General features: G+C 53.9%; 18 protein-coding genes. 15 read left to right on the top strand and 3 right to left on the bottom strand.

What is annotated here, in order from left to right:
- Positions 1-2 precede the first annotated feature (2 nt).
- Positions 3-1,205, top strand: coding sequence for an ROK family transcriptional regulator (locus DFP98_RS15650; RefSeq protein WP_116061545.1), 1,203 nt, complete (start codon positions 3-5; stop codon positions 1,203-1,205).
- A 2-nt stretch (positions 1,206-1,207) separates the two neighbouring features.
- Positions 1,208-2,152 (top strand): ROK family protein, encoded by a 945-nt coding sequence (locus DFP98_RS15645; protein ID WP_116061544.1) that lies wholly within the window; start codon positions 1,208-1,210, stop codon positions 2,150-2,152.
- 85 nt (positions 2,153-2,237) lie between these two features.
- Here the strand turns inward: DFP98_RS15645 and DFP98_RS15640 are convergent, their stop codons facing one another.
- Positions 2,238-3,314: a phosphodiester glycosidase family protein gene (locus tag DFP98_RS15640; protein WP_116061543.1), complete on the bottom strand. Its 1,077-nt coding sequence runs from the start codon at positions 3,312-3,314 to the stop codon at positions 2,238-2,240.
- Positions 3,311-3,751, bottom strand: coding sequence for a hypothetical protein (locus DFP98_RS15635; RefSeq protein WP_246016555.1), 441 nt, complete (start codon positions 3,749-3,751; stop codon positions 3,311-3,313). The genes DFP98_RS15640 and DFP98_RS15635 overlap by 4 nt, the downstream gene beginning before the upstream one ends.
- Positions 3,752-4,010: 259 nt before the next feature.
- Between DFP98_RS15635 and DFP98_RS15630 the strand changes: the two genes are divergently transcribed.
- From DFP98_RS15630 to DFP98_RS15620, 3 genes are read left to right on the top strand one after another with little or no spacing between them, the layout of a single operon-like run.
- Positions 4,011-4,781: an IclR family transcriptional regulator gene (locus DFP98_RS15630; protein WP_116061542.1), complete on the top strand. Its 771-nt coding sequence runs from the start codon at positions 4,011-4,013 to the stop codon at positions 4,779-4,781.
- A gap of 7 nt (positions 4,782-4,788) precedes the next feature.
- Positions 4,789-5,565: an SDR family NAD(P)-dependent oxidoreductase gene (locus DFP98_RS15625; protein WP_116061541.1), complete on the top strand. Its 777-nt coding sequence runs from the start codon at positions 4,789-4,791 to the stop codon at positions 5,563-5,565.
- Positions 5,566-5,587: 22 nt separating this feature from the next.
- The gene (locus DFP98_RS15620) at positions 5,588-6,469 is read left to right on the top strand and encodes a fumarylacetoacetate hydrolase family protein (RefSeq protein ID WP_116061540.1); all 882 of its coding nucleotides are present in this window, start codon (positions 5,588-5,590) and stop codon (positions 6,467-6,469) included.
- Positions 6,470-6,959: 490 nt separating this feature from the next.
- On the opposite strand, the gene DFP98_RS15615 is transcribed toward DFP98_RS15620, so the two are convergent.
- Positions 6,960-7,619 carry a GntR family transcriptional regulator gene (locus DFP98_RS15615; protein WP_181917718.1) on the bottom strand — a complete coding sequence of 220 codons (660 nt, stop codon included), beginning with the start codon at positions 7,617-7,619 and terminating at the stop codon, positions 6,960-6,962.
- 190 nt (positions 7,620-7,809) lie between these two features.
- On the opposite strand from DFP98_RS15615, the gene DFP98_RS15610 reads away from it, so the two are divergent.
- The 10 genes from DFP98_RS15610 to DFP98_RS15565 all read left to right on the top strand — a co-directional run bounded on the left by DFP98_RS15610 (position 7,810) and on the right by DFP98_RS15565 (position 23,618).
- Positions 7,810-8,949 (top strand): mandelate racemase/muconate lactonizing enzyme family protein, encoded by a 1,140-nt coding sequence (locus DFP98_RS15610; protein WP_116061538.1) that lies wholly within the window; start codon positions 7,810-7,812, stop codon positions 8,947-8,949.
- A gap of 36 nt (positions 8,950-8,985) precedes the next feature.
- Positions 8,986-10,002 carry a zinc-dependent alcohol dehydrogenase gene (locus DFP98_RS15605; protein ID WP_116061537.1) on the top strand — a complete coding sequence of 339 codons (1,017 nt, stop codon included), beginning with the start codon at positions 8,986-8,988 and terminating at the stop codon, positions 10,000-10,002.
- Between the two features lie 16 nt (positions 10,003-10,018).
- Positions 10,019-10,720 (top strand): PIG-L deacetylase family protein, encoded by a 702-nt coding sequence (locus DFP98_RS15600; protein ID WP_116061536.1) that lies wholly within the window; start codon positions 10,019-10,021, stop codon positions 10,718-10,720.
- A 257-nt stretch (positions 10,721-10,977) separates the two neighbouring features.
- Positions 10,978-12,681, top strand: coding sequence for an extracellular solute-binding protein (locus DFP98_RS15595; protein WP_181917717.1), 1,704 nt, complete (start codon positions 10,978-10,980; stop codon positions 12,679-12,681).
- Positions 12,682-12,978: 297 nt separating this feature from the next.
- On the top strand, positions 12,979-13,881 hold the full coding sequence (locus DFP98_RS15590) for an ABC transporter permease (RefSeq protein ID WP_371822702.1): 903 nt from the start codon (positions 12,979-12,981) through the stop codon (positions 13,879-13,881).
- A 21-nt stretch (positions 13,882-13,902) separates the two neighbouring features.
- Entirely contained in the window at positions 13,903-14,784 is an 882-nt protein-coding gene (locus DFP98_RS15585; protein ID WP_116061533.1) for a carbohydrate ABC transporter permease, read from the top strand.
- Between the two features lie 45 nt (positions 14,785-14,829).
- Positions 14,830-15,999, top strand: coding sequence for a leucine-rich repeat domain-containing protein (locus DFP98_RS15580; protein ID WP_116061532.1), 1,170 nt, complete (start codon positions 14,830-14,832; stop codon positions 15,997-15,999).
- 22 nt (positions 16,000-16,021) lie between these two features.
- Positions 16,022-20,014 carry a glycoside hydrolase domain-containing protein gene (locus tag DFP98_RS15575; RefSeq protein WP_116061531.1) on the top strand — a complete coding sequence of 1,331 codons (3,993 nt, stop codon included), beginning with the start codon at positions 16,022-16,024 and terminating at the stop codon, positions 20,012-20,014.
- 23 nt (positions 20,015-20,037) lie between these two features.
- Entirely contained in the window at positions 20,038-21,819 is a 1,782-nt protein-coding gene (locus DFP98_RS15570) for an S-layer homology domain-containing protein (protein ID WP_181917716.1), read from the top strand.
- Between the two features lie 152 nt (positions 21,820-21,971).
- Complete coding sequence (locus DFP98_RS15565; protein ID WP_116061529.1) at positions 21,972-23,618, top strand: extracellular solute-binding protein; 1,647 nt, start codon at positions 21,972-21,974, stop codon at positions 23,616-23,618.
- Positions 23,619-23,636: the final 18 nt, after the last annotated feature.

Below are 23,636 nucleotides of genomic sequence, written 5' to 3'. Positions count from 1 at the left end.
TCGTGCATGTGAAAGGCAACCTCAAGCTAATGAAAGAGCTGAACACGGCGACGATCTTGAATCTGCTGCATCGGGAAGGGAGAATGTCCCGCGCCGAGCTGAAGAGGGCTACGAAGCTGAGTCCCGCAACCGTATCGGCGCTGGTCGAGGAGTTAATCGGGCAGGGTCTTGTGGAGGAGATCGGCGCCAAGCCTTCCGCAGGAGCCGGGCGCAAGGCGATCTCGTTGCAGATCAGCAAGGACGGCGGTTATGTAATCGGCATCTCGATTGGCAACAGGGATTTGATTTGCGCGGTGTTGAATTTGCACGGCGAATGCATCGCCGAATTCAAGTCCGAAATCGCCATCGGCAACGATTCGCTCGCGGAGCAGATACATACGGCCCTAAACGAATGCGTGAATCGGGCGGACGCTCTGAAGACCGGCTTGATCAAAGGAATCGGCATCGCCGCGCCGGGCATCATCGACGAGAACGCGGGGAGCGTGCTGTATTCCAGTACGCTTAAGCTGAACGATTTCAAGTTGAAAAAGCAGGTTTCGGCGTTTTTTCCCGACGTTCCGATCAAGATCGTGAACGATTCCAACGCGGCGGCGTTCGCAGAGCATTATTCGGGAGCCGGGAAGGGCAGAGGGAATCTCGTGTACGTGACGATGAATGAAGGGATCGGCGCAGGCATCGTGATCGATTCCCGGATCCATTCCGGCTTCGGCGGGGCCGCCGGGGAGATCGGCCATATCTCGATCGATCCGAATGGAGAGGTGTGCAACTGCGGGCAACGAGGATGTGTGGAAACGCTGCTGGCCAGCTCTTTTCTGCTGAACAGATGCCGCTCGTACGCGGAGAAACTCGGACAGAAACCGCCGCACGACTTCGATGAGGTGTTAGCCAGATACGAATCCGGGGAAGCTTGGCTGGAGCCGGTCTTCGAGCAGGTCGCAGAAGCGGCGAGATTGACGCTGGCGAGCATCGTGCAATTTATTAGTCCGGAAGTGATCGTTATCGAAGGCTGGACGAATCGCTCGCCCAAGCTGTCGTTAAAGCTGCGTTCAGAGCTGGAGCGGCTGAGGTTCCCGCTCAAGTTTACGCCGGATCGGTTGCTTCCTTCCGCCTTCGGAGAGAAGGGCCCGCTGCTCGGCTCGGCGACGCTGATGCTGGAGCAGATTTTTCATTCAACTCTATTGAATAATTCTGGTGGAGGTTCTTAATCATGAACAACAAAGTGTATGTCGGCATCGATCTGGGCGGCACGAAAATTCTCGCGGTTATTCTGAACGAGCAGGGGGAAGTCGTTCGTCGCGCGGAAACCGCTACGCTGGCGAAGGAAGGCGCGGATGCCGTTATCCGACGGATGATTGGCCTGATTAGGGACAGCCTGACTCCGGAGCTGCAATTGGTTAGTATCGGCGTGGCGACGGCTGGAACGTTAAACGCGGAGGAGGGGATCGTCACCCGCGCATCCAATCTGGACTGGAACGACGTTCCGCTCGGACGTAGACTGGAGCAGGATTTTGGCGTGCCTGTTAATCTGGAAAACGATGCGAATGCGGCCGCTTACGGAGAATGGGCTGTCGGAGCGGGGCAAGGCACGAAGAACTGCGTATACGTGACTGTCTCGACCGGTATCGGCGCCGGTATCGTCAGCGGAGGTCAACTCGTTCGGGGGAGAGATAACAGCGCGGGAGAATTGGGACACATAACCGTTGACATGAACGGCCCCCGCTGCGCCTGCGGCAACGTTGGCTGTCTGGAGCTGTATGCATCAGGAACAGCGATCGCAAGAAGCGCCGCTCAACGAGCGGCCGACAACCCGGAGCAGGCCGGGCTTTTGCTAGCCAAAGCCGGAGAGGAGACGCTGACCTCCCGCCACGTTGCGGAAGCGGCGGCGGAAGGAGACCAACTGTCGATTCAGGTGCTGCGCGAAGCCGGGCTGGCGCTCGGCAACGGCATGGTCAGCATCATCCATGTGATGAACCCGGAAGTGATCGTCATCGGCGGAGGCGCCGCGAACATTGGAGCGCCGCTGCTGGAACCGATGCATGAAGCGATAGCCGATCGGGGCCTCGCCTCGATGCGGAACGGCGTTCGCTTTGTCAGCCCGACACTGGGCAAGGAAGCCGGCGCGATCGGCGCGGCTCTTGTAAACCGTTCCTAGGGCGTGTATGCAAACCCGCTCAGGGGCATCTTTCACCGCCTTTTCGCCCTCTGCTGCCCCTCGTGGTATGCATACACGCCCCGGCTTAACTGAAAAACAAAAAGTTCGTCGGAAGCTTGCGAAGCTGACCGTCGGAAGGATTGTTGACGACGCGGCCGTTCCAGACGAGCGAGGTGGAGCCGCCGCCGTCGAGATTATAGCCGTTGATCGCTCCGTAGCGCTTCAGCAAAATTTGCATCTCCATTAGCGTCGCCCCGGAGCTGCCTTTTTCGTTATAGCCGTCAACGACCAGGAACAGCAGCTGATCATCCTTGTAGTTGGCGATAACGGTTCGGGGCGCGCGCTTCGGGCTTGTCTGCCACTTGAGCGGAATTTCCGTCATTCGCCCGTTCTGCAGCAGAATCGGCACGAAGGATGCGCCGAACTTCGGATTTGCGGAGTCGAGCTGCGACTTGCTCGTGAATTTGCCGCCGATCAGCTTGTTGCTCTCGCTCATGCCGACAAAAAACAAATCCTTAAACGTCGGCTGGAAGCCGCTCACGTACTCGCCGTCGACGATCGTCGTGCTTAGCGGATACCGCTTCCCGCCACCGTCCGCAAAACCGCCGCCATTGATTCCGATGGCGGCTTTATAACGTTTTACCGCCTCCAGCGTCGTTTCCGCTCCTCCGTTCTCATCCTTGCCAAGCACAAGCTTCATGGCTTCGCCCTTTTTCAGCTTGATTTTCAACGCGTAGCCGCGGAAGTTGTCGGCTTTCAAATCAAACAGTTGCGCCGTAAGCTTGTCCGAATTCATCGTATTCGAAGGCTTGCCCAGCTTGCTTGTAATGCGCTTGTCGTAAATTTGATGAGGCCTGGCGGCTTGCTTCGAAGCGATGGCGGCGATCTGATTCATATCGTCGTTCGTTTTGTTGTAAAGCGAAATCTGCTTTTTGATCGAATGCCCGGTGCCTTGCGCCAGGCTCTCGGCCGCACTCAAGCCGCCCCGGACCGATTCCGAGCCGTCGTTCAGATCAATCGGTTGCATTTCATGCGCCGGATAGGCGGAGCCCGAAAGCGTAAGCTCGACGTTCGATACGAGCATCCACGTCAACAATCCGATGAAAGGAGCGGCCGCCAGGAGCAGCGTCCGGTTCATGGTACGGATCGACGAGGCGCTCATTTCAGCACGTCCAAGCTTTTTTTCAGCTCATTCAGCTGCTTTTTCACTTCTGCCAGCTGCGTATACAGCTTGTTGCTGTTGTCGGTTTTCGTATCTGCGTTGTCTTTGGCGAAGGTGAGCAGTTCGTTCAGCGTCTGCACTTGGCTTTCCAACTGCTTCATTTGCTCTTGAAAACCGGTTTCCAGCTTGGCGATCCGTCCTTCGTAATCCTGCTGCATCGTCGCGATCTGCGCGGCCGTCTGGTGTTCCAGCTTGGCGGACACCTGCTGCTGGATCCGGTCGGAATACCATTTCGTTCCATAGACGCCCCCTGCGATCAAGGCGATCCACAATATGACGAAGAAGAACGCTGCGCCCTTATGCTTGCGCTTGGACGATCTCTCTTTGTAAGTGTTGGCAGGCACAGTTTGGTCGGTCTCTACTCCTAAATCTCTCATCTCTTTTTCCTGGCACCTCTCTTGTTGTCTCTAGATATCCGCAGACATCAGAATTTCTTGTCGAATAATGAACGCAAAACAAGCCGTAAAGTTGCTCCTGTCATGGGATTGTAACATACTTTTTAGCGAATCTTTGCGAATCCGGGAAGATAACGGGTAGGGTCATTTTCATATTGACGGCATGGCCGTGTTTGCAGTAATGTTTACTTATTGTAGTAAACTTGGTTTTGTATATTGAACTAAACGAAGGTGTCACTTGATGAACGAGAAAAAGTACTGGGCGCCGGCGATCGAGAAAGCGCACTATATCCTCAATCTTATTGCTAGGGAGCCTCACAAGTTGAGGCTAATGGATTTGTCCGCTCGTCTCGGCATTAACAAGAGCTCGATGTTTACTTTGCTGGCCACGCTTGAGGAGTTGGAATGGATCGGCAAGCGGGAGGACGGTACCTATGCGCTTGGTTCCACATTAGGGCATCTCGGCAGTGCATACTTGGGCCAGTATGATTTGGCGGCGCGATTTCGGGAAGAGGCGGCGAAAACGCGCGACCTGCTAAATGAAACGATTCAGCTTGCAAAATTGGATGGGGGCAGCGTGCTTTATCTTGAGAAAGTCGAGGCCCCGTCTCGCGTGAGGCTTGTCTCCGAGCCCGGCATGCGGTTTCCTGCCCATGCGACCGCGCTTGGCAAGGCCTTGCTTGCAGGAGAATCGGAAGATGCATGGTTAACGCGGCTGGGCGAGGAACCGTTTGAAGCATTGACGCCAAACACAATAACGCAGCGGGGAACGTTATCCGCTCAATTGCGCGAGGTCAAAGCTCATGGATACTCGACGGAAGAGCAGGAAGCGGTGATGGGGTTTTGCTGTACCGCGGCGCCCGTGCTCGGACCGGACGGGAAAGCGATTGCCGCAGTCAGCGCTTCCTTGCCTTTGCACAAGTGGCAGGACGGAAAGGAAAAGGCGATCGTCGAGATTAAACGGTTAGCGCAAAGGCTTAGTTTGTCTGAAACAGCAATAGAGAAGGAGTGAAGGGGAAATGGCAAGATTGGAGAATAAGATCGCTCTGATTACCGGATCGGGTTCCGGCATAGGACAGAGCGCAGCGCGATTATTCGCGAAGGAAGGCGCCGTCGTTATCGTGAACGACCTGGATGAGGTCAAGGGCGAAGCTACGGTTGCGGAAATTCAAGCGGCAGGGGGACAAGCCGTATTTATTGGCGCGGACGTGACCAAGGAAGACCAGGTTATGGGGATGGTTAGCGCCGCCAAGGAACGGTTCGGACGAATCGATGTTTTGTTTAACAACGCCGGCATTAGCGGCGTCGGCGCATTGCACGAGATCGAGTCGGACGCGTGGGATCGCGTGATGAACGTAAATATCCGCGGCGTCTTTTTGCCTTCGAAGCACATTCTCCCGCTTATGATGGAGCAGCGCAGCGGGTCGATCATCAACATGTCCTCTTGTATTGCCGAAATCGGGCTTGCCCGGCGGGCGTCTTATTCGGCGACGAAAGGTGCCGTGCTGGCGCTCACCAAGTCCATGCAAGTCGACTATGCGTCTTACAATATTCGCGTTAACGCGCTGCTTCCGGGAACAATCTTGACGCCGTTTGTGGAAAATTATTTGCAAACCTCCTACGATGACCCGGAGGCCGCTATCGCTGCCTTGAAAAGTCGCCAACTAAGCGGGGATCTAGGACGACCCGAGGATGTCGCTCAGGCGGCTCTGTTCCTGGCGTCGGACGAGTCAAAGTTTATGATGGGGTCTCCGCTGTACATAGACGGCGGCGTCACCTTCGGCAAAAACGCATAATAGAGTTGGAGGTCATCATTCGATGAAACTACTTACATTTGTTAAACAGGGACAACTGGCGCTAGGCGTGAAAACTGAAAAAGGCATCCTCGACGTGCAAGAGGCAGCGAAGGGGGCGGGGGTTCAACTTCCCGATTCTATCATGTCGGTTATCGAACAAGGCTCGGCCGTCGGGGAATTGGAGAAATTAGTTTTGTCCGTATCCGATGACAGCCCGGCCTGGCTGCAAGAATCCGATCTCCAGTTCGGCCCATGCGTCACGGAACCCAAGAAGATCATTTGCGTCGGACTAAACTACCGCAAGCATGCGGAAGAGACGAAAGCCGCCATTCCGGAGTTTCCGATCCTTTTTAACAAATTCCATAACACCATTACGGCTCATGGCAGCGAGATAGCGATTCCGCGCACGACGACCAGACTCGACTACGAGGCGGAGCTCGTGATCGTCATCGGCAAGCAGGCGAAATACGTTCCTCGCGAAGAAGCGCTTAACTACGTATTCGGCTATTGCTGCGTCAACGACTTGTCCGCGCGCGACTTGCAGCTGCGTACCCCTCAGTGGATGCTGGGAAAAATCGGGGACGGGTTCAGTCCGATCGGCCCCTACCTCGTGACGGCGGATGAAGTCGGCAACCCGAACGAGCTTGCGATCAAGGCGCGAGTTAACGGCGAACTTCGCCAGAATTCCAACACGGCGGATATGATTTTCCCGTGCGATGAAATCGTTAGCTATATCTCTCAACACTTAACCTTGGTTCCGGGAGACATCATCTTAACGGGTACTCCTGAAGGCGTTGTGCTGGGACTACCGAAGGAACAGCGGGTTTACTTGCAGCCTGGCGACGTCGTCACCATCGAAATAGAAAAACTGGGCTCGCTAACTAATCGGTTAGTGGCAGAGTAAAGTTCAGACCTCCACGATAAGCGAAATAGGGCTGTCCATAAGCAACTTAGCTTATGGGACAGCCCTATTTGCGCACATGAGTTTATGCCTACGAAGAGGCTTTCGCGTGCGAAAGTTAGTCAAACGAAACGGCGGACATTTGTCCGAAAAATCGTACAAAGTAGCTCCAATCAGACTCGACCGGCGCACATTTGTATGGAAAATCGTACAAAGTAGCTCGAATCGGACTCAAACGGCGCACATTTGTATGGAAAATCGTACAAAGCTCGAATCGGCGGACATTTGTCCGGAAAATCGTACAAAGTAGCTCGAATCAGACTCGACCGGCGGACATTTGTCCGAAAAATCGTACAAAGTAGCTCGAATCAGACTCGAACGGCGGACATTTGTAGGGAAAATCGTACAAAGTAGCTCGAATCGGACTCGAACGGCGCACATTTGTATGGAAAATCGTACAAATAGACCAAAATCAAGGGGGGAAGGTCCGATTTTACAGATACAGCAAGCTGCCTTCGTCGCGAATATGCTTCTCCCAGGCTTCTTTAATGCGGGCGAAATCTTGGGAACGAAGCGCTTCAATAAGCTGGTTGTGCTCAGCGGTCATTTGGGCGAGATCGGAATAACGGCTCGTATTTTTCATGAAGTGCAGCCTGATTCGGTTGACGATACCGTTCCAGATTTGCGCGGCGTACGAAGAGTCGTTGGACAAAAACAAAATGAGCTCATGAAATTGAATATCCTCTTCTACCAATCCTGCAATATCTCCGGCAGCGGCCAACTGCTCCATTTGTGCGGTTATTTCCTCCAGTTTGCGGTAAACCTCGTCGTTGATGTCGGCCAGATTATATTTGAGGGAGTACAGCTCCAGTTGAAGTCGGATCGGCAGCAGTAAATCCACGATTTCTTGCTCCTGTACATCGGCGACTACGGTTTCTTTATAAGGCAGGCTCACCACAAGCCCCATGGCCTCCAAATCACGCAAAGCCTCTCGTATAGGTCCCCGGCTTATTCCCATTTGCGCGGATATTTCTTGTTCCTTCAATTTTTCCCCCGGTTTAAGCTCGCCTTGAATGATGGCATTGCGAATATCCGTCGCGATCTTCTGACGAAGCGGGATCGTTTCTTGGCTCTTGAACTGAAATTTGGTCATGGGCATCTCCTCGCGTGTGACTCTCTTTCCAAATCATAACCTAATTTTTAATAAATGTACATTGAAGATAATCTACAGTCTATTGTTGACAATATTACATAGGTTAAATTATATTGAACTTGTATCGGTATTAGGTATAGGTACAGGTTCAACCTATTCCTCAAATCATGTCCTCCAGGAGGCTAATCCCATGAAAATTACAAAAGTCGAAGCAATCCCTGTCCGTCAGAAGGAAAATGTGCAGTTGAACAATGACAGCGCGCAGGACGGCATCATCATTAAAGTTCATACGGACGAAGGCATTGTCGGCTACGGCGAGGTGGATTCGGCGCCATGGGTTGTGAAAGCGATTATCGAGTCGCCATCCTCCCACCGCATTTGCCGCGGGTTGGGCGAGATGATTATCGGGGAAGATCCGTTTGAGATGGAGCGCATTTGGGAAAAAATGTACGTTGGCAGTCAGTTCTACGGAAGACGGGGCGTCGTCATTCATGCGATGAGCGGAATCGATATTGCGTTGTGGGATATTGTCGGCAAAGCGCTCAACAAGCCCATTTATAAACTGCTCGGCGGAGCGCAGCGCGGCAAAGTGCGGGCCTATGCGAGCACACTTATGCCGTATACGCCGGAGGAAGCCTACGACGAGACGAAGAAATGGGTCGAGCAGGGCTATACCGCGATCAAGCTGGGCTGGGGAGGATTCGAGCAGGGCAATCGTGAAATTATAGAGTTGGTCAGAGCCTCTCGCGAAGCGGCAGGGCCTGACGTTGATCTGCTGTTCGATCTCGGGTTCATTCCGTCCGACGATCATCCGATTGACGCCGCATCCCGCATGCCGCTCATTAAAGAGCTGGAGCAATATAAACCGTATTGGATAGAGGAGCCGCTGTTTGCCGACGACTACGACGGCTATCGGAAGCTGGCCGAGACGACGACAATTCGCATCGCCGGCGGCGAGAACGAAACGACGCGCTACGGGTTTAGGCAGCTGATCGAGCAAGGCGGCGTGGACATTATTCAGCCCGACGTAACCCGCTGCGGAGGCTTGAGCGAAGCGAAGAAAATCGCCCAGCTCGCCCATGCCCATCACCTGACCTGCGTTCCGCACGCTTGGAGCAGCGGCATCGTGATCGCGGCATCCCTGCATCTGATTACGGCGATTCCGAACGGCAGCTTGCTGGAATACTGCGTCGCCGAAACGCCGATTCGTCAGGAAATGCTGCAAAGCGATATCGTTGTCCGGGACGGTTATGCGCAGATTACCGACAAACCGGGACTTGGCATTGAGATTAATGAAGAAGCGCTTGAAAAATACCGCTGCGACAAATAAAAACACTGTAGACGCAATTCGAGAGGGTGTGCGGGAATGGAAACGAGAGCATGGGTGTGGAACGGAGCGCTCGTACCCGAGCTGACGTCGCTGCCGCTGCCGGAGCTGCGCGAGTTCGATGTTCTGGTGAAAATCCGGGCAATCGGCATTTGCGCCACGGATTTGCACATTATGGAACGTAAAGTTTCTTTCGCTGAACCGCCGTATGCGCTTGGACACGAAGCGGCCGGAGAAGTCGTGAAATTGGGCGCGGGCGTGACGAGGGTCGGTATCGGAGACCGCTGTACGCTCGATCCTAGTATTGGATGCGGCCGCTGCAGCGCATGCCTTACGGGCAACAAGCACCAATGCGCGCAAAACCGGGAATACGGATTAAATCGGTCGGGCTTCTGGCAGGAATACGTCGTGATCTCGGAAAATAATGTGTACCTGCTGCCCGAATCCGTCGGCTACGATGCGGCGTCGCAATGCGAAACGATTCACGTATGCTTGGGCGGAATGGATAAAATTCAGCTGCGTGCCGGAGAACGGGCGATCATTGTCGGCGACGGTCCGACAGGATTGTTTTTCGCCAGGCTGTGTAAGCTTCAAGGCGCTTCGCAGGTTACGGTGGCCGGGTCGAGAAGGAAACGGCTCGAGCTGGCGCGCGCTTACGGAGCGGATGAAGTCGTGAACATTAGGGAACGGGACTTGCTGTCGGCAGTTGAAGCGCAAAGCTACGACGTCGTGATCGAAGCCGTCGGCAAGGCGGAGACGATTCAACTCGCCCAGAAGCTCGTTGCGAACCGGGGGCGCATCCTGCTATTCGGCTTGCCCGAGCATAAAGTGGAAATCGACGTGATGGATCTCATTTTACGGGAAATCACCTGTATCGGCAGCGCCAATGCTCCGCAGGTATGGTCGCGTGTCGTCGATTTGCTTGCCGCCAAGCGGATTAACGTGGAGCCGATGATTACCGACCGATATCCTTATGAGCAATTGGATCAAGCGATTGCTTGCGCTTTTGCCGGGGGACAGGAACGGATTAAGGTTGTCGTAGAGAACAACGAATGAGGGGATGGGAATTGCGATGCGAGTATTAGCGGTTGGGGCGCATCCCGATGATGTCGAGATTTTATGCGGGGGTACGTTGGCCAAATATGCAGCAAGGGGCGACAAAGTAACAATCATGGTTGCCACCAACGGCAACGTCGGTTCTCCTACGCATACGAAGGAAGAGATCGCCGCCATTCGCCGGACGGAAGCGGAGAAGTCCGCTGCGATCATCGGGGCCGACTTGATCTGGCTCGGTTACGACGATGAATTTCTGTTTCACGACAGGGAGACGAGAATGGCATTCATCAACGCAATTCGCCAAGCGAATCCGGATGTGATGTTCGTGCACGGCGCCAGCGACTATCATCCGGATCATCGGATTAGCGGCGAGATCGCCAGCGATTGCCGCATCCCGGTTACCGTTCGGCTGATCGAGACGGAGTATCCGCATATGGGCAAGGTTCCCCATGTGTTCATCATGGACAATATCGGCGCGATCTCCTTTGAACCGGAGGTGTACGTCGACATCACCGACACGTTTGAGACCAAATGCAAGATGCTGCGCTGTCACGAAAGCCAGGACGCCTGGCTCCAACACTTGTACGGTATGGAATACGTGGAGTTCATGGCGAAAGCGTCGTCGCTGCGCGGCATGGCCATCGGCGTGAAATACGCCGAGGCTTTCCGCAGCTTGCCAATGTACCCGGTTAGCGGCGGACCTCACTTGCTTCCGTAAGCCGTAACGTAAATAGTCTATTATATAATTCCGCGCAAGAGGCCGGGAGTCGGACTGCATTTGATGCAGTTCGATCCCCGGTCTTTATTTGTTTAGCCATGCCCAGCGAAGCGCGCATCTTCTATTCCAACCGGACAACAAAGTACCAGCGATATCAACAGAGTCCGATTGTTGGCTCAAGTCGTTGTTTCTACAATTGTAGTAGAGAGTGCACCTCTACATTAAAGTTCAGAAGGTATATTACCAGGAGGGCGATTATGGCAAACAACGTAAAAAAGATGATTACTATTTTCAGTGCGGCAGCCATGGTGTTCACGATCGCGGCGTGCAGCAATAAAAACGAGTCCTCCGATTCGAGCCCTACGGCATCCGCACCGGCGTCGGCATCGGCAACGAGCCAGACGGAGAGTCAGTCCCCGGAAGCGGTAGATCCTCTTGGCAAATACGATCCGCCGATTGAGATTACTTTTGTCGGCACGATTAGCGACCAATTCGAGAAAACGACTCTGACCGACGGCGTCACGATGGAGGATAACGTCTGGACGAAGGCCTACTTGGATGAGCTTGGCATCAAAGTCAAATACAAATGGATCGCCAAGAGCCCCGAAGAATACAAGCAGAAGCTGAATCTGTCTTTGGCGTCGGGCGATATTCCCAATGTGATGAATCTGGATACGGCTGGCTTGCAGTCCGCTATTAGAGCCGATATTTTGCAGGACGTCGGCGGCATGATCGAACAATACGGAATTGATCAAGTCAAGAGCAACTATACCAGCTATGATTTCGACCCTTATATGGCGGCGAAGAACGACGGAAAGGTATATGCCATTCCGCAGATGTGGTCGGTCAGCGACAATGCCAGCGGTATTTTGTGGATTCGTCAGGACTGGCTGGACAAGGTAGGCCTGACCCCTCCGAAAACGATGGATGACGTCTACGCGATCAGCCAAGCATTTACCCACAACGATCCGGATGGTAATGGCAAGAAGGATACATTCGGACTGTCTATCAGCAAAGATTTTGTAATGGACCTTGGTGGATTTTTCTACGGGTACAATGCTTATCCGGGAACATGGCTGGAAAAGGACGGACAGCTCGTTAACGGCAGCACGCTTCCCGAAACCAAGAACTCCCTTGAGAAATTAGCCGCAATGTATAAGGACGGGCAGATTGACCCCGAATTTTACGCCAAGCCCGCAGACAAGATTGCCCAGGACATTGCTGCGCAAAAGCTCGGTATGATGTACGGATTCATGTGGAACGGCATCTATCCGCTGCAGGACAGCCGCCGCGACCATCCCGAAGCGGATTGGAGACCTTATCTGATCCCGGCTGCGGACGGAACGATTGCGAAACCGAAAGCGGATACGGGAATCGCCGGCTACTATGTGGTCGACAAGAACTTCGAGCATCCCGAAGCGTTGGTCAAGATGATGAACCTGGCTAAAACTCTTGGACAGAAAGATCCTGGCAAATACGGCACTTCTCCGGACGGCAAGGAACTGTGGAAGCTTTCGCCTATATCCGTGCCGACCTTGGAAGAGAATCTGAGCTATCACAAGAGAATGAACGAAATGGCTAAGACGGGCGAGGCTCCTGCCAACGCGGTCGAGCAGTTGATTTCCGACAATGTGAAAAAGTGGACGGAACAGAAGGATGAATCGATGTGGGGATATTACCGCATGCTCGGTCCCGGCGGCGTGGGCGAAATTGCCCAAGCGAATATTGAATATTACTTTGACAACAATTTGTGGGTCTATAATGCCTATCGCGGCGCTCCGACACAGACGATGAGCGATAAGGGCTCCACCATGGAAACTCTTGAATCCGAAACGTTCGTGAAGATGATTATCGGACAGAAGGACGTCGGGGAGTTTGACAAATTCGTAGCCGAATGGAAAAAGCTCGGGGGCGACGAGGTAACCAAGGAAGTAAACGAGTGGTACCAGAACGCCAAATAAACCGCTCAACGTAGAGACATTGCGAGCACGCACAAATAAAGCGCAAGTTGCAAAGAAAGGGGCTGTCTCGTAAGCAGCGCCGTTTGGGATGAGCGAGAGATAAAGCAGGTGTATATACCTCCCGGAGACTGCCTCATACGCCCCTAAAATTACCGTATAACGGGTTTAGCAATTCAAATTTTGGGGGCGTATCGCATCGGAGGGAGGTACATACACCTGTCACCTTATCATCGATTATCTTTCACACAGCAGTCTAAATAGCTTACGAGACGGCCCCGTTTAGCGGAGATGATCAACATGAATTTAATGAAAAAGTCGAAAAACCTTTCCCTACATCTAATGCTGCTGCCGGCGATGATCCTCCTGATTGTATTCAGCTACATTCCGATGGCGGGCATCTCCATTGCCTTTCAGGATTTTATTCCGGCCAAAGGGCTTCTGGGCAATCAGGAATGGGTAGGCCTTAAAAATTTCGAGCTTATTTTATCCAACCCCTTTGTTTACCGTGTGCTGCAGAACACCTTGATCATCGCCTTCGCCAAAATATTGCTCGGACTGGTCGTTCCCATTGTATTTGCTATTTTTCTCAACGAGATTCGCAATACGGCGTATAAACGGACGATACAAACTCTCGTTTATTTGCCTCACTTCTTATCCTGGGTGCTGCTGGCGGGAATTTTAATTGACATTCTCTCTCCTTCCACCGGGATCGTAAACAATATGCTCAAGTCTTTGGGGATGAACCCGATTTTCTTCCTAGGCGATCCGAAGTGGTTTCAGCCAACGATCATTCTTACGGATGTCTGGAAGGAGTTCGGCTGGTCGACCATTCTATATTTGGCGGCTATTACTTCGATTGATCCCAGCTTGTACGAATCTGCGAAAATGGACGGAGCGGGACGGTTCAGACAGATGCTTTCCGTTACTCTGCCGGGAATGAGCATGATTATTGCGATGCTCGCGATTCTCAGCATCGGCAATATTTTGAATGCGGGATTTGATCAGATTTTCAACCTGTACCATGCCGGAGTTTATGAAACCGGCGATATTATCGATACCTTTGTCTACCGGATGGGACTGATCGATGCCAAGTTTGGACCGGCGACGGCTGTAGGGCTGTTCAAATCGGTCGTGTCCTTGATTCTGATCAGCGTTTCCTATTATTGCGCTTATCGATTTGCCGATTATCGGATTTTTTAGAAAGGGGGGAGGAGCTTAGCGATGAACCAAAAGACAAACAAGTCGTATATCTTCCCTATCGTAAATGGAACCGTTCTGGGAATTCTCGCGCTGACGTGCTTGGCGCCGCTGCTGCACATTTTTGCTATAGCCTTCAGCGATAACAACGAGGTGGTTAAGGGCACCGTCACCTTGTGGCCCAGAAACTTTACTTTGAGCTCGTTTACCTTTGTGCTGGAACGCGAGGAATTCTGGAGAGCGTTTGGCGTGACGCTGGAGCGAATCGCCATCGGGCTTCCGCTGAATATGTTCCTTACGATTATTACCGCCTATCCGCTGGCGAAGGAGAGCACGGCGTTCAGGCCGCGGACGTTCTATGTCTGGTTTATGTTTTTTACGATGCTGTTCGGCGGAGGACTCATTCCGACTTACATGCTGGTCAGGCAGCTGGATATGCTCGATAGCATCTGGTCGTTGGTTCTTCCAGGAGCGCTTCAGGTCTACAATATTATTCTTTTGCTGAACTTTTTCCGTCAACTTCCGAAGGAAATGTCGGAAGCGGCCTACATGGATGGCGCCGGGCATTGGCAGACGCTGTGGAGAATTTATGTGCCCACCTCGATGGCGGCTCTGGCCACGCTTATTTTGTTCACGGTGGTCGCCCATTGGAACTCCTGGTTTGACGGGATGATCTACATGAACATGCCGGATAATTACCCGCTGCAGACTTTTCTGCGTACGGTGATCACGATGCCTGATTTTAAGTACTTGAAGGCGGATGACTGGAAAACTCTCCAAAGCATCTCGGACCGTACGACAAGATCGGCGCAGATTATTATTGCTTCCGTTCCGATCCTGCTGGTTTATCCGTTCTTGCAGAAATACTTCGTCAAGGGAATTGTCCTTGGGAGCGTAAAAGGTTAATTGAAGGCTGCGTAAGAAGCTTGAACCAGAAAGGAGAATAGGAGCATGTTGAAAAACAAAAAGCGCTTATACCGGGGATTGCTGGCGTTGGTGACGGCGGTTGTGCTGTTTGGCGGCGCGAATGCCGCGATGGGGCTGCTTGCCGCCGCAACGCCGGGCGAGCAGTTTGTCATTAATAGCGATGGGGTTATCACGGAATACGTAGTAGCCAACGATCAATACGCAGCATATAAGCATATCGTTATACCTGCAACCGTTCAAGGAATCACGGTGAAAGCGATCGGGGAAGGCGCCTTTCAGGAGAAAAAGATTAAATCCGTAACTTTCCCCAGCACCCTTGAGCGCATAGAAAAAAGAGCCTTTTACAACAACTCTATTGAATCGCTTCTGTTTCCCGCCGACTTGCAAGAGATCGGCGTGGAAGCATTTGCCTTGAATCAAGTGAGTGCGCTTTCATTGCAAGAGGGGCTCGATACTCTCGGAGAATCGGCCTTTTCCGGAAATAAGCTGAGCGCGGTAGCCCTGCCGGAAGGGATCGCCAATTACGGCGGGTGGATATTCCAATATAACCGGATCGAAGAGGTGCAGCTGCCGGCGGATATGAGGGAGATCCCGCAAGGGATTTTCAGCGATAATAAGCTTTCTTCAATCGCGTGGCCCGCAGATGTGACCCAGATCGGCGCGGCGGCGTTTGCCTACAATCAATTTGTCGCTCTGGAATTGCCTAGCACTCTTATCGCGATCGGGGACAGCGCCTTTGAGCAGAACGAGCTATCTCAAGTCGCATGGCCGGAAGGGCTGCAGACGATCGGCAGTTGTGCCTTCAGGGGCAATGAGCTGACCGAGCTGGATGCGCCGGACAGCTTGACCGACCTGGGCGACCGCGCCTTCGCCAATAATCTAATTTCTGAGCTGACGCTGCCGCAGGGGCTGGCGGATCATATCGGCGAGTATGCCTTCCGCCAAAATCGGCTGGAATACGTCTATGAGCCTGTATACGAAGGAGAAGGGGAAGTCCGGGGCAAAGCGTTGCCCTATGCAAGGATTGCCGTAAGCGACAAAACGGGACAGGAACTGGGCAGAGCGCAGGCCGACGGCAAGGGCGTCTTTCGCGTTGTTCTCGCCGGCGGACGACAGACCGGAGCGGACGAGCGGTTCTATGTAGCCGTTCAGGGCGGGGATAGAACCGCCATTCAAGCGATTTCTAAAAATTAAGCTTACAGGAAAGGTGTTAAATATGAGGAGAACTATTCATAAATCGATTTCCTGTGTCCTGTTGCTCGCGCTCCTGTTGACCTCCGGTTATGCGGTGCCGTCGGTGCGGGCAGCTCAAGCCGACCCGCCGATCACCGCCATCCATGTCCCCACGGTTGCGAATAAAGCTCCCGTCATTGACGGAGTCATCGAGGATGCGGAATGGGACGAGGCGGCGCAAAGCGCGGGTTTCGTCACCTTTACCCAGTCGGAGGCAGTACCGGAGCCCACCTTCTTTAAGGTTTTCTTTACGGAGGACAAGCTGTATGTTGCGGTTCATTCCATGCAGAAGGAAAGGCCGAGCGCCAGGGTGACGGAACACGACGGCCCGGTGTATACCGAAGATTCGATCGAGATTTTTTTCCAGCCGGACCTTGCGCAGCAGACCTACTATCAGTTTGTTATTAATGCGATGGGGGTCAAATACGAAGGCCGGGAAAGAGATTCTTCATGGGGGAACGACGGGGACTGGAGTGCGCGCGCGACTACAGGGAACGGTTACTGGGATCTGGAAGTGGAGCTTCCCGCAAGTCTGTTCGGACTGAACGGCTTCTCGGCAACGGAATACGGCTTTAATATTAGCCGATCCCAGTCGGCGGGAGATCAGGGCGGTTCCGGACCTATGGCGATTCCTGCCATGATTCAAAGCTCTTGGTCGCCCTACTACGGTGGAACGTTCCACGACTTTACAGCGTTTGGCAGGCTTTACCGGGACGATCAGAATCCTAGCGCGCTGCGTCAGACCGTCCATGCCGCCGATTTGAAGAGCGGGTTTCAGACGGTTTCCAGCGTGACTAATGCAACCTATGGCGATCTGACGTTCAAAGCGGTGCAAGAGGTGAGGAACAGCAGCACCGGCGCGCTGCTGGGGAGCGCTCAGGAACAGACGCTAACATTGGCTACCGGAGGCTCGGGAGATTTGAGCCTGAACAGCCCGCTGGAGCAAGGCAAATGGGAGTGCATCCTGATCGTGACCGACGCGGACAGCGGCAAAGTGTACTACAGCAGAAAAATACCGGTCGATATTCCGCCTCCGCTCAAGGTGCGTTCTTACTGGAGCGAACAGAAGGCGGAGCTTAGTCTGGACAAAAATGATGTGAACACCGCATTTCCTGCGACAAGCGCTCTGTTTGAATTGAAGAATGAGCAAGGAACGGTCATCTCCGCACAGGAAGTGAACGCCGATGCCGCCGGTGTATTCAGGGCATCAATGGATATGAACGCTCATCCGGCAGGAAGCTACCAAATTGTTGCCACGTTAAAAGGCAGCGGGAATTCCCATCCGCTTCCTGCGGTGTCTCTGGAAAAGCCGGTCACGCCGGAATGGTGGAATTCCGATTTGGGTACGGAGGATATTGTGCTCGCGCCTTGGACCGGCGTGAAGACTGTCGGCAATAAAGTGGAGGTTTGGGGAAGGGAATATGCCTTTGGCGGTTCCCCCTTTGTGAGCCAGATTACCAGTCAGGGGCAGGAGCTGTTGGCTGCGCCGATTCGGATCGAGGGAGAGGCTGACGCGCGGGAGCTTCATTTTTACGAAACCAACGATATAGGGATAGAAAAGACGGATACCGCAGTCCAATATTTGAACGAGTCGGTATCGGACGATTTGAAGCTGAGCGTGAACAGCAAGGTGGAATACGACGGATTTATTCGGTTTGACGTGCAGTTGGCATCCGATTCCGACACTCCGGTGCAGCTCCAGAACCTCAAGGTGAACATTCCGATGAGGCCGGAAGCTGCGACGCTGTTCGATGCGGATACGACCGATTCTCCTTTAAGGGGCAGCTATCCTTACTGGAGCGGGGCGCGTTCGGGGAAATTCCCCGATGAAGCTGCGGGCAGCTTTACTCCGCATATTTTTGTAGGAAACGATCAAGTGGGACTGACGTGGGTCGCCGAATCGACGGAAAATTGGTCGTTCCACAATCCCGATGATGTGCTTGCGCTGAAGAAGCAAGGCGGAGCCCATGTGCTGCAAATGAATGTGATTGACAAGGCAATCGAGATTGATCGGGACACGCCTCTGGTCTTCACCTTTGCCATTCAGGCTTCTCCCATCCGGCCTCAGGCGGAAAATAAGCAGGTCTTCATCTATGGAAGCAGCGCGTATGGCGCCGATCTATGGTCAATGAACACCTTCTCGCAGAACAAGGGGCAATTGAGCTATCCCGCCAAGGATTATGTGACGGCAGAGCACGGGGATTTGACGGTTAAAATGTCGCCCAAGGACTGGACCAACTATAGCTGGTCGGGCGGTTATCCGGACGATCCGCAAAATGAAATGGCGACGCCGGTCGTTGCGGTCCGCTTCCCCAACGGCAATAGCTTCGGGCTTTACTATAGTTTGGCCGCTCCCAAGTTCTTCCTGGCCACTGAAACAGGGTTTAATCAGAACCGGGTTCGCCATAAAATTCAGGAGTTCACCTACGATCGCGAGTGGAATTACTCTTGGGAGCGAGAGGTCCGGTTAACATGGGACGAACACTCGCTGAAGGTTGGCATCGGCAACGGATGGCCGATTGAGTATGAAGAGATGGCGGAAATCCCCCTTGATTTCGGCTTGATGAATGCGTCCATGCAAGAGGCCAAAATTGTTTATGGAGCCGGATTTATTTACAACAACTTCACCGCGAGAGCGGAAAATGGCGACCCGATCGTGTGGGAGCTTCAAGTGGAAGATGAGAATGTACCGGGGAGAGTATTGACCGGGCAGTATCAGCTTCTTCCCAATGAGACCTGGCCCACGGAAAGCAGAATCTACGTAGGCGGTCCCGATCTTAACGGCAGTCGCGACTGGCCATGGTTTTTGGATCGATTAAAGAAAGACAACTACCAGCTGCTCAAAATTCACGAGGACTGGACGGAATCCCAAGGCTATCCGATGACGCGAGAGCAAGGAAGAAAAGACGCCCTCCATGCATTGGCGGCAGCGGCCAATGAGAAGGGCATCCCTGTGATCCCGTACATTGGCTTCCAATTGGGGAACAATACGCCGGAATTTCAAACCTACAAGGATGAAATCGTGACGGAACCGTTTTTCCTGCCTAACGGCTGGGTGCGTTCGGATACGAATCATATCGGGGCGAATATTTCGTATGCGGGGCAGTACCAGAATTTCATGCTGTGGAGCATTAACAAACTGCTCCTGGAAGACGGCATCGGCGGTCTGTACATGGATAGCACCGCGATCCCGCCAATGGATCAGAACCTACACCATGGCGCGGGTTATTATGATCGCGACGGAGTTTTGCAGCCCTCCTATTCCATCTTCGAGTACAGGAATTTTATGAAACGTCTTCGTACGATGGGGAAGGCCGTTCGCCCCGATTTCTATATGGACCTGCACACGCCTGTCGGCACATGGACGCCGACTGCGGGATTTTCCGACAGCATATGGAAGGGGGAGCAATTCTTAAATGCGGAGGCCAATCCGTCGGAAAACACCTTCCGCAGAGAGGTGACGCCGGAGCTGCTGCGGGCAACGATGGGAAAACAGACGGGACTGGCTATTAACTTCCTGAATTACGCGCAGGTGGATACCGCATCGGCGGTAAGCGCGGTGCTGGATATTCCGGTGAGGCTGGATGGGCTATTGCGAGCCAAGATGATGAAGTACTACGACCTGAACGACGCGCGGTTTATCCTGTACAGCGACAGCAACATTGCAGGCTCCAATGAAGAGACGCCTATGTCGTACTATAAGCGTTCCGACGGCGCAGTGGTGGCGGTTGCGGCGAACCTGAGCCGGACAGATCAGCCGAGGGATGTGACCTTCACGCTGCCCGAAGGTTTGATTTTGCCGGGAAGTGCGGCGACCGACGCCATCAACGGGGATAATCTGTCATTGAACGGAAACGCATTGACGGTGCATTTTGAGAAGGCGTGGCGGTACAAGTATATTTTGCTGGCTCCCGAAAGCGTGCAAAATCCGGTGAGATATCCTTTCGAATGGCCGACTATCGGTTTTCCCAACTAAATGAAGAAGGAGGCAGATCCGATATGAAAAAAAGAATATGCGGGGCTTTGCTCAGTCTGTGCATGACGATGCCCCTGCTGCCCGCGGCGGCGTCGGCGGCGGGACCGGGAACCGGGGCGATGACTGCCGGGACGGGCGGAATCGTCGACGGAAACACCCTTTATTTCGGCCGGTATACGGAGAATGGTAGAACCTATGAGGTTCCTTGGCTCGTGCTGGATGCCGACAAAACCAATACCCATAAGGGAGGCGCGTTCCTGATTTCTAAATATTTGCTGGGAAGCACGCCCTTTGAAGCCGTATGGGACGGCGACGACAACGACGGACAGGCACAGCCCAACGAATGGCAAAGCAGCGACGCGCAGAGGTGGACTCGAAGCTTTGCCGGATCGGAGCACTTTACGGCTGCGGAGCTGTCGGCCATGCAGGCAACAACGAAAGCGGACGGTCCGTATTTAGAGTACGGCGCAAGCGAGCTGATTGGGGAAAAGGCGTTTTTCCTGTCGGGAGAGGAAGCGGCGACCTATTTTCACAGCGATCAAGAACGGGAAGCGGCATTTATCGCCGATCCGGTCGGCAGCGGCGCCGGCTGGTGGTGGCTGCGGTCGCCGTATGGGGACAAGCCTCATAGCGCCGGCGTAGTCTCGGTAGTTCAGCGCTATACCCGCGTGTCCTACGCCGACGGCGCACGCCCCGCTTTTAACCTGTCGCTGTCCTCGGTTCTCTTCTCCTCCGCGGCCCAGAGCGGCAAGCTGAGCGGAACCGTAGGCGCCGCCGCACTAAAGGCGGTTTCAGCCGGTACGCCGTCGGAATGGAAGCTGACCGTTCGGGATAGCAGCAGAACGTTCACGGCGGAAAGAACGGGATATAACGCGACGAGCAAAGTGATGACTATCGGTTACACGGGCGCGGCGACGGGAGCCAATGAATATATTTCGGCCGTAGTTATGGACCTAAGCGGTGCTGTGAAATACTATGGAAATATCGCACAGCCGCAGAGCGCAAGCGGCAGCGTTAAGCTTGACCTATCCGGCGTGAGCTTGGGTGCGGACGATAAGCTTTATGTGTTCTCCGAAGCGACAAACGGCGATAACAAGACCGACTACGCCAGCGCATTGCAGGAGCTGAGTCTAAGCGGCAGCTCAACGGGCGGTTCATCCGGCAGTTCGTCCGGCGGTGGCGGCACGGTGACAACCGATCCGAAGCTCCCGACCGAGGAAGAAAAGGAAATCTTGCCTTCCACCCCGGTCGGAACAGATCATTTTATCGACGTGAAGAAAACCGACTGGTTCTACGACGCGGTGAAGTACGTCTATGAAAAAGGGCTGATGAAGGGCGTCTCCGATACGGCCTTTGACCCTGGAGCAACGACGGCGCGCGCGATGCTGGTGACGATTTTGTACCGCCTGGAAGGTTCGCCTGCCGTGAGCGCAGCTCACGCTTTCAGCGACGTGGCGACGGCTAAGTACTACGCGGATGCGGTAGCTTGGTCGGTCGAAAACAACATCGTGGGCGGATACGGCAACGGCAAGTTTGGCCCGGAAGACGCGATTACCCGCGAGCAATTGGCGACGATTCTGTACCGGTACGCCGCCTTCAAAGGGTATGACGTGTCCGCCAGAGCCGATCTCTCCGGATTTGCCGATGCAGACTCCGTGTCGGCCTACGCGAAGGACGCCATGCGCTGGGCCAACGCCAAAGGGTTTATTCAGGGGGCCGGCACGAATCTGACACCGAAAAGCAACGCATTGCGCAGCCAGATGGCGGCCATTATACAAAGATTCCTTGAATTTTACAAATCATAATGAAAAAGCGCCGCCGTCACCCCGTTGTGGCGACGGCGCTTTTATAGTTGGACAACAAAGTCCTAACTGCGTCAACAGAATCCGATTGTCCGCTCAAGCCGTTGTTTTTACAATTGCAGTAGAGCGTACTCTACAACGATGGGAGTAACGTCATGGCTAACATCAAGATCAAAGCAGCAGGAGCCGCAACGCTGGCGCTTATGCTTGTGGCGCTCGGCGCTTGCAGCGGCAAAGGGGAGGATCCGGTCGCCGAGGAAACGGCGAAGCCGACGAACGGTCCGATAGGCAAATACGACCCGCCAATCGTGCTGACGACGGGCCGGGAAATATCGGAAACGTTGAAATTCGAGGAAGGGCGCTCGATCGACAACAACGTCTGGTACGATGCTTATCGCGACGCATTAGGGGTTGAAGTCAAGAACGATTGGGTCGTCAAGGGCGGCGAAGCCTACACGAATAAATCGAATATCGCCATTGCCTCGGGCGAAATACCGGACGTTCTGGCCGTGAATGCGCTGCAGCTGAGAAATTTGGTGGAAGCCGACATGATTGAGGATTTGACCGCTGTGTATGACGAGTACGCATCGCCCTTTACGAAAAGTTTGCTGAAGGAAGACGGCGGGCTGGCGATGAAGGCGTCCGCGTTCGGAGGGAAGCTTTATGCGCTCCCGCTGACGAACAGCAACCTGGACGAAGTGTCGATGCTGTGGGTGCGCGACGATTGGATGAAGCGACTGAATTTGCCGGAGCCGACGACGATGGACGGCATGATCGCCATTGCGAAGGCGTTTACCGAGCAGGACCCCGACGGCAACGGCAAGGACGACACGTACGGGCTGGCGCTCGTGAAAGAGGCGCAGATTCCCGGCTTCTTCAACGGCTTCCACGCTTATCCTGGAACCTGGGTGAAGGGGCAGGACGGCCAGGTCGTATACGGCAGCATTCAGCCGGAAATGAAGGGCGCGCTGCTGAAGCTTGCGGACATGTATAAGGCCGGATACTTCGATAAGGAATTCGGCGTGAAGGACGGACCGAAATACGACGAGCTGATCGCTTCCGGAAAAGTTGGCATGATGTACGGGCCGATGTACGCTCCGCTTGCCAATCTCAAGAATAACAAGCTGAACGATCCGCAGGCGGAATGGCGAGCGTATCCGATCCCGTCGGCGGACGGCCAGCCGGCGTTGGCTCAAGTAGGCGTATCGGCAAGCTCCTTCTATGTCGTCAGGAAAGGTTACAAGCATCCCGAGGCGGTTGTGAAGCTGTTGAATTTCTGGAATGAAAAAAACTGGGAAAATGCCGATGTGTCGCTGTCGCGCAACGTGGACAAAAATATTGAGACGTGGCCGTACGGGCTGGTCAAAGCGTTCCCGGTGCTCAAAAACGTGAAGGCGCACCGTGCCGTTAAAGCCGCGCTGGAGAGCCGAAATCCGCAAGGACTCGATCTTGAGCAGCAAATTTATTACGACGCGATTCAAAATTGGTTCGAGACAGGCGACATTGCCGGCAACGGCTGGGGGTTCTATCGCTCCTTCGGCAAGGATGGGGCGGGGATGGAAATGATCGACGGCTACTTAAACGAGGATAAGCTGAAAAATACCGAGTTCCTCGGCGGCTCTACCCCGACGATGGCGGAGAAATGGGCGACGCTGAACAAGATGGAGTCGGTCATGACGATCAAGATCGTCCTTGGTCAGTCGGGCATTGAGGAGTTCGACAAGTTCGTCAAGGATTGGAACGAGCTTGGCGGAGAGAAAATTACCGAAGAAGTCAACGAGTGGGTAAAAGCCGTCAATTAGCAACCGGAAGGGGGACGC

It is taken from the genome of Cohnella phaseoli (assembly GCF_003386235.1).
Lineage (GTDB): Bacteria > Bacillota > Bacilli > Paenibacillales > Paenibacillaceae > Cohnella > Cohnella phaseoli.
The sequence above is the reverse complement of the archived record's forward strand: the minus strand, read 5'-3'. Positions and strand labels throughout refer to the sequence as shown.

Bases quoted from the DNA above. Each gene is read 5' to 3' on its own strand.
- DFP98_RS15635 (WP_246016555.1), bottom strand. From the start codon at position 3,751: ATGAGAGATTTAGGAGTAGAGACCGACCAAACTGTGCCTGCCAACACT.
- DFP98_RS15575 (WP_116061531.1), top strand. From the start codon at position 16,022: ATGAGGAGAACTATTCATAAATCGATTTCCTGTGTCCTGTTGCTCGCG.
- DFP98_RS15620 (WP_116061540.1), top strand. From the start codon at position 5,588: ATGAAACTACTTACATTTGTTAAACAGGGACAACTGGCGCTAGGCGTG.
- DFP98_RS15600 (WP_116061536.1), top strand. From the start codon at position 10,019: ATGCGAGTATTAGCGGTTGGGGCGCATCCCGATGATGTCGAGATTTTA.
- DFP98_RS15605 (WP_116061537.1), top strand. From the start codon at position 8,986: ATGGAAACGAGAGCATGGGTGTGGAACGGAGCGCTCGTACCCGAGCTG.
- DFP98_RS15590 (WP_371822702.1), top strand. From the start codon at position 12,979: ATGAATTTAATGAAAAAGTCGAAAAACCTTTCCCTACATCTAATGCTG.
- DFP98_RS15565 (WP_116061529.1), top strand. From the start codon at position 21,972: ATGGCTAACATCAAGATCAAAGCAGCAGGAGCCGCAACGCTGGCGCTT.
- DFP98_RS15585 (WP_116061533.1), top strand. From the start codon at position 13,903: ATGAACCAAAAGACAAACAAGTCGTATATCTTCCCTATCGTAAATGGA.
- DFP98_RS15625 (WP_116061541.1), top strand. From the start codon at position 4,789: ATGGCAAGATTGGAGAATAAGATCGCTCTGATTACCGGATCGGGTTCC.
- DFP98_RS15640 (WP_116061543.1), bottom strand. From the start codon at position 3,314: ATGAGCGCCTCGTCGATCCGTACCATGAACCGGACGCTGCTCCTGGCG.
- DFP98_RS15580 (WP_116061532.1), top strand. From the start codon at position 14,830: ATGTTGAAAAACAAAAAGCGCTTATACCGGGGATTGCTGGCGTTGGTG.
- DFP98_RS15645 (WP_116061544.1), top strand. From the start codon at position 1,208: ATGAACAACAAAGTGTATGTCGGCATCGATCTGGGCGGCACGAAAATT.
- DFP98_RS15615 (WP_181917718.1), bottom strand. From the start codon at position 7,619: ATGACCAAATTTCAGTTCAAGAGCCAAGAAACGATCCCGCTTCGTCAG.
- DFP98_RS15595 (WP_181917717.1), top strand. From the start codon at position 10,978: ATGGCAAACAACGTAAAAAAGATGATTACTATTTTCAGTGCGGCAGCC.
- DFP98_RS15630 (WP_116061542.1), top strand. From the start codon at position 4,011: ATGAACGAGAAAAAGTACTGGGCGCCGGCGATCGAGAAAGCGCACTAT.
- DFP98_RS15570 (WP_181917716.1), top strand. From the start codon at position 20,038: ATGAAAAAAAGAATATGCGGGGCTTTGCTCAGTCTGTGCATGACGATG.
- DFP98_RS15610 (WP_116061538.1), top strand. From the start codon at position 7,810: ATGAAAATTACAAAAGTCGAAGCAATCCCTGTCCGTCAGAAGGAAAAT.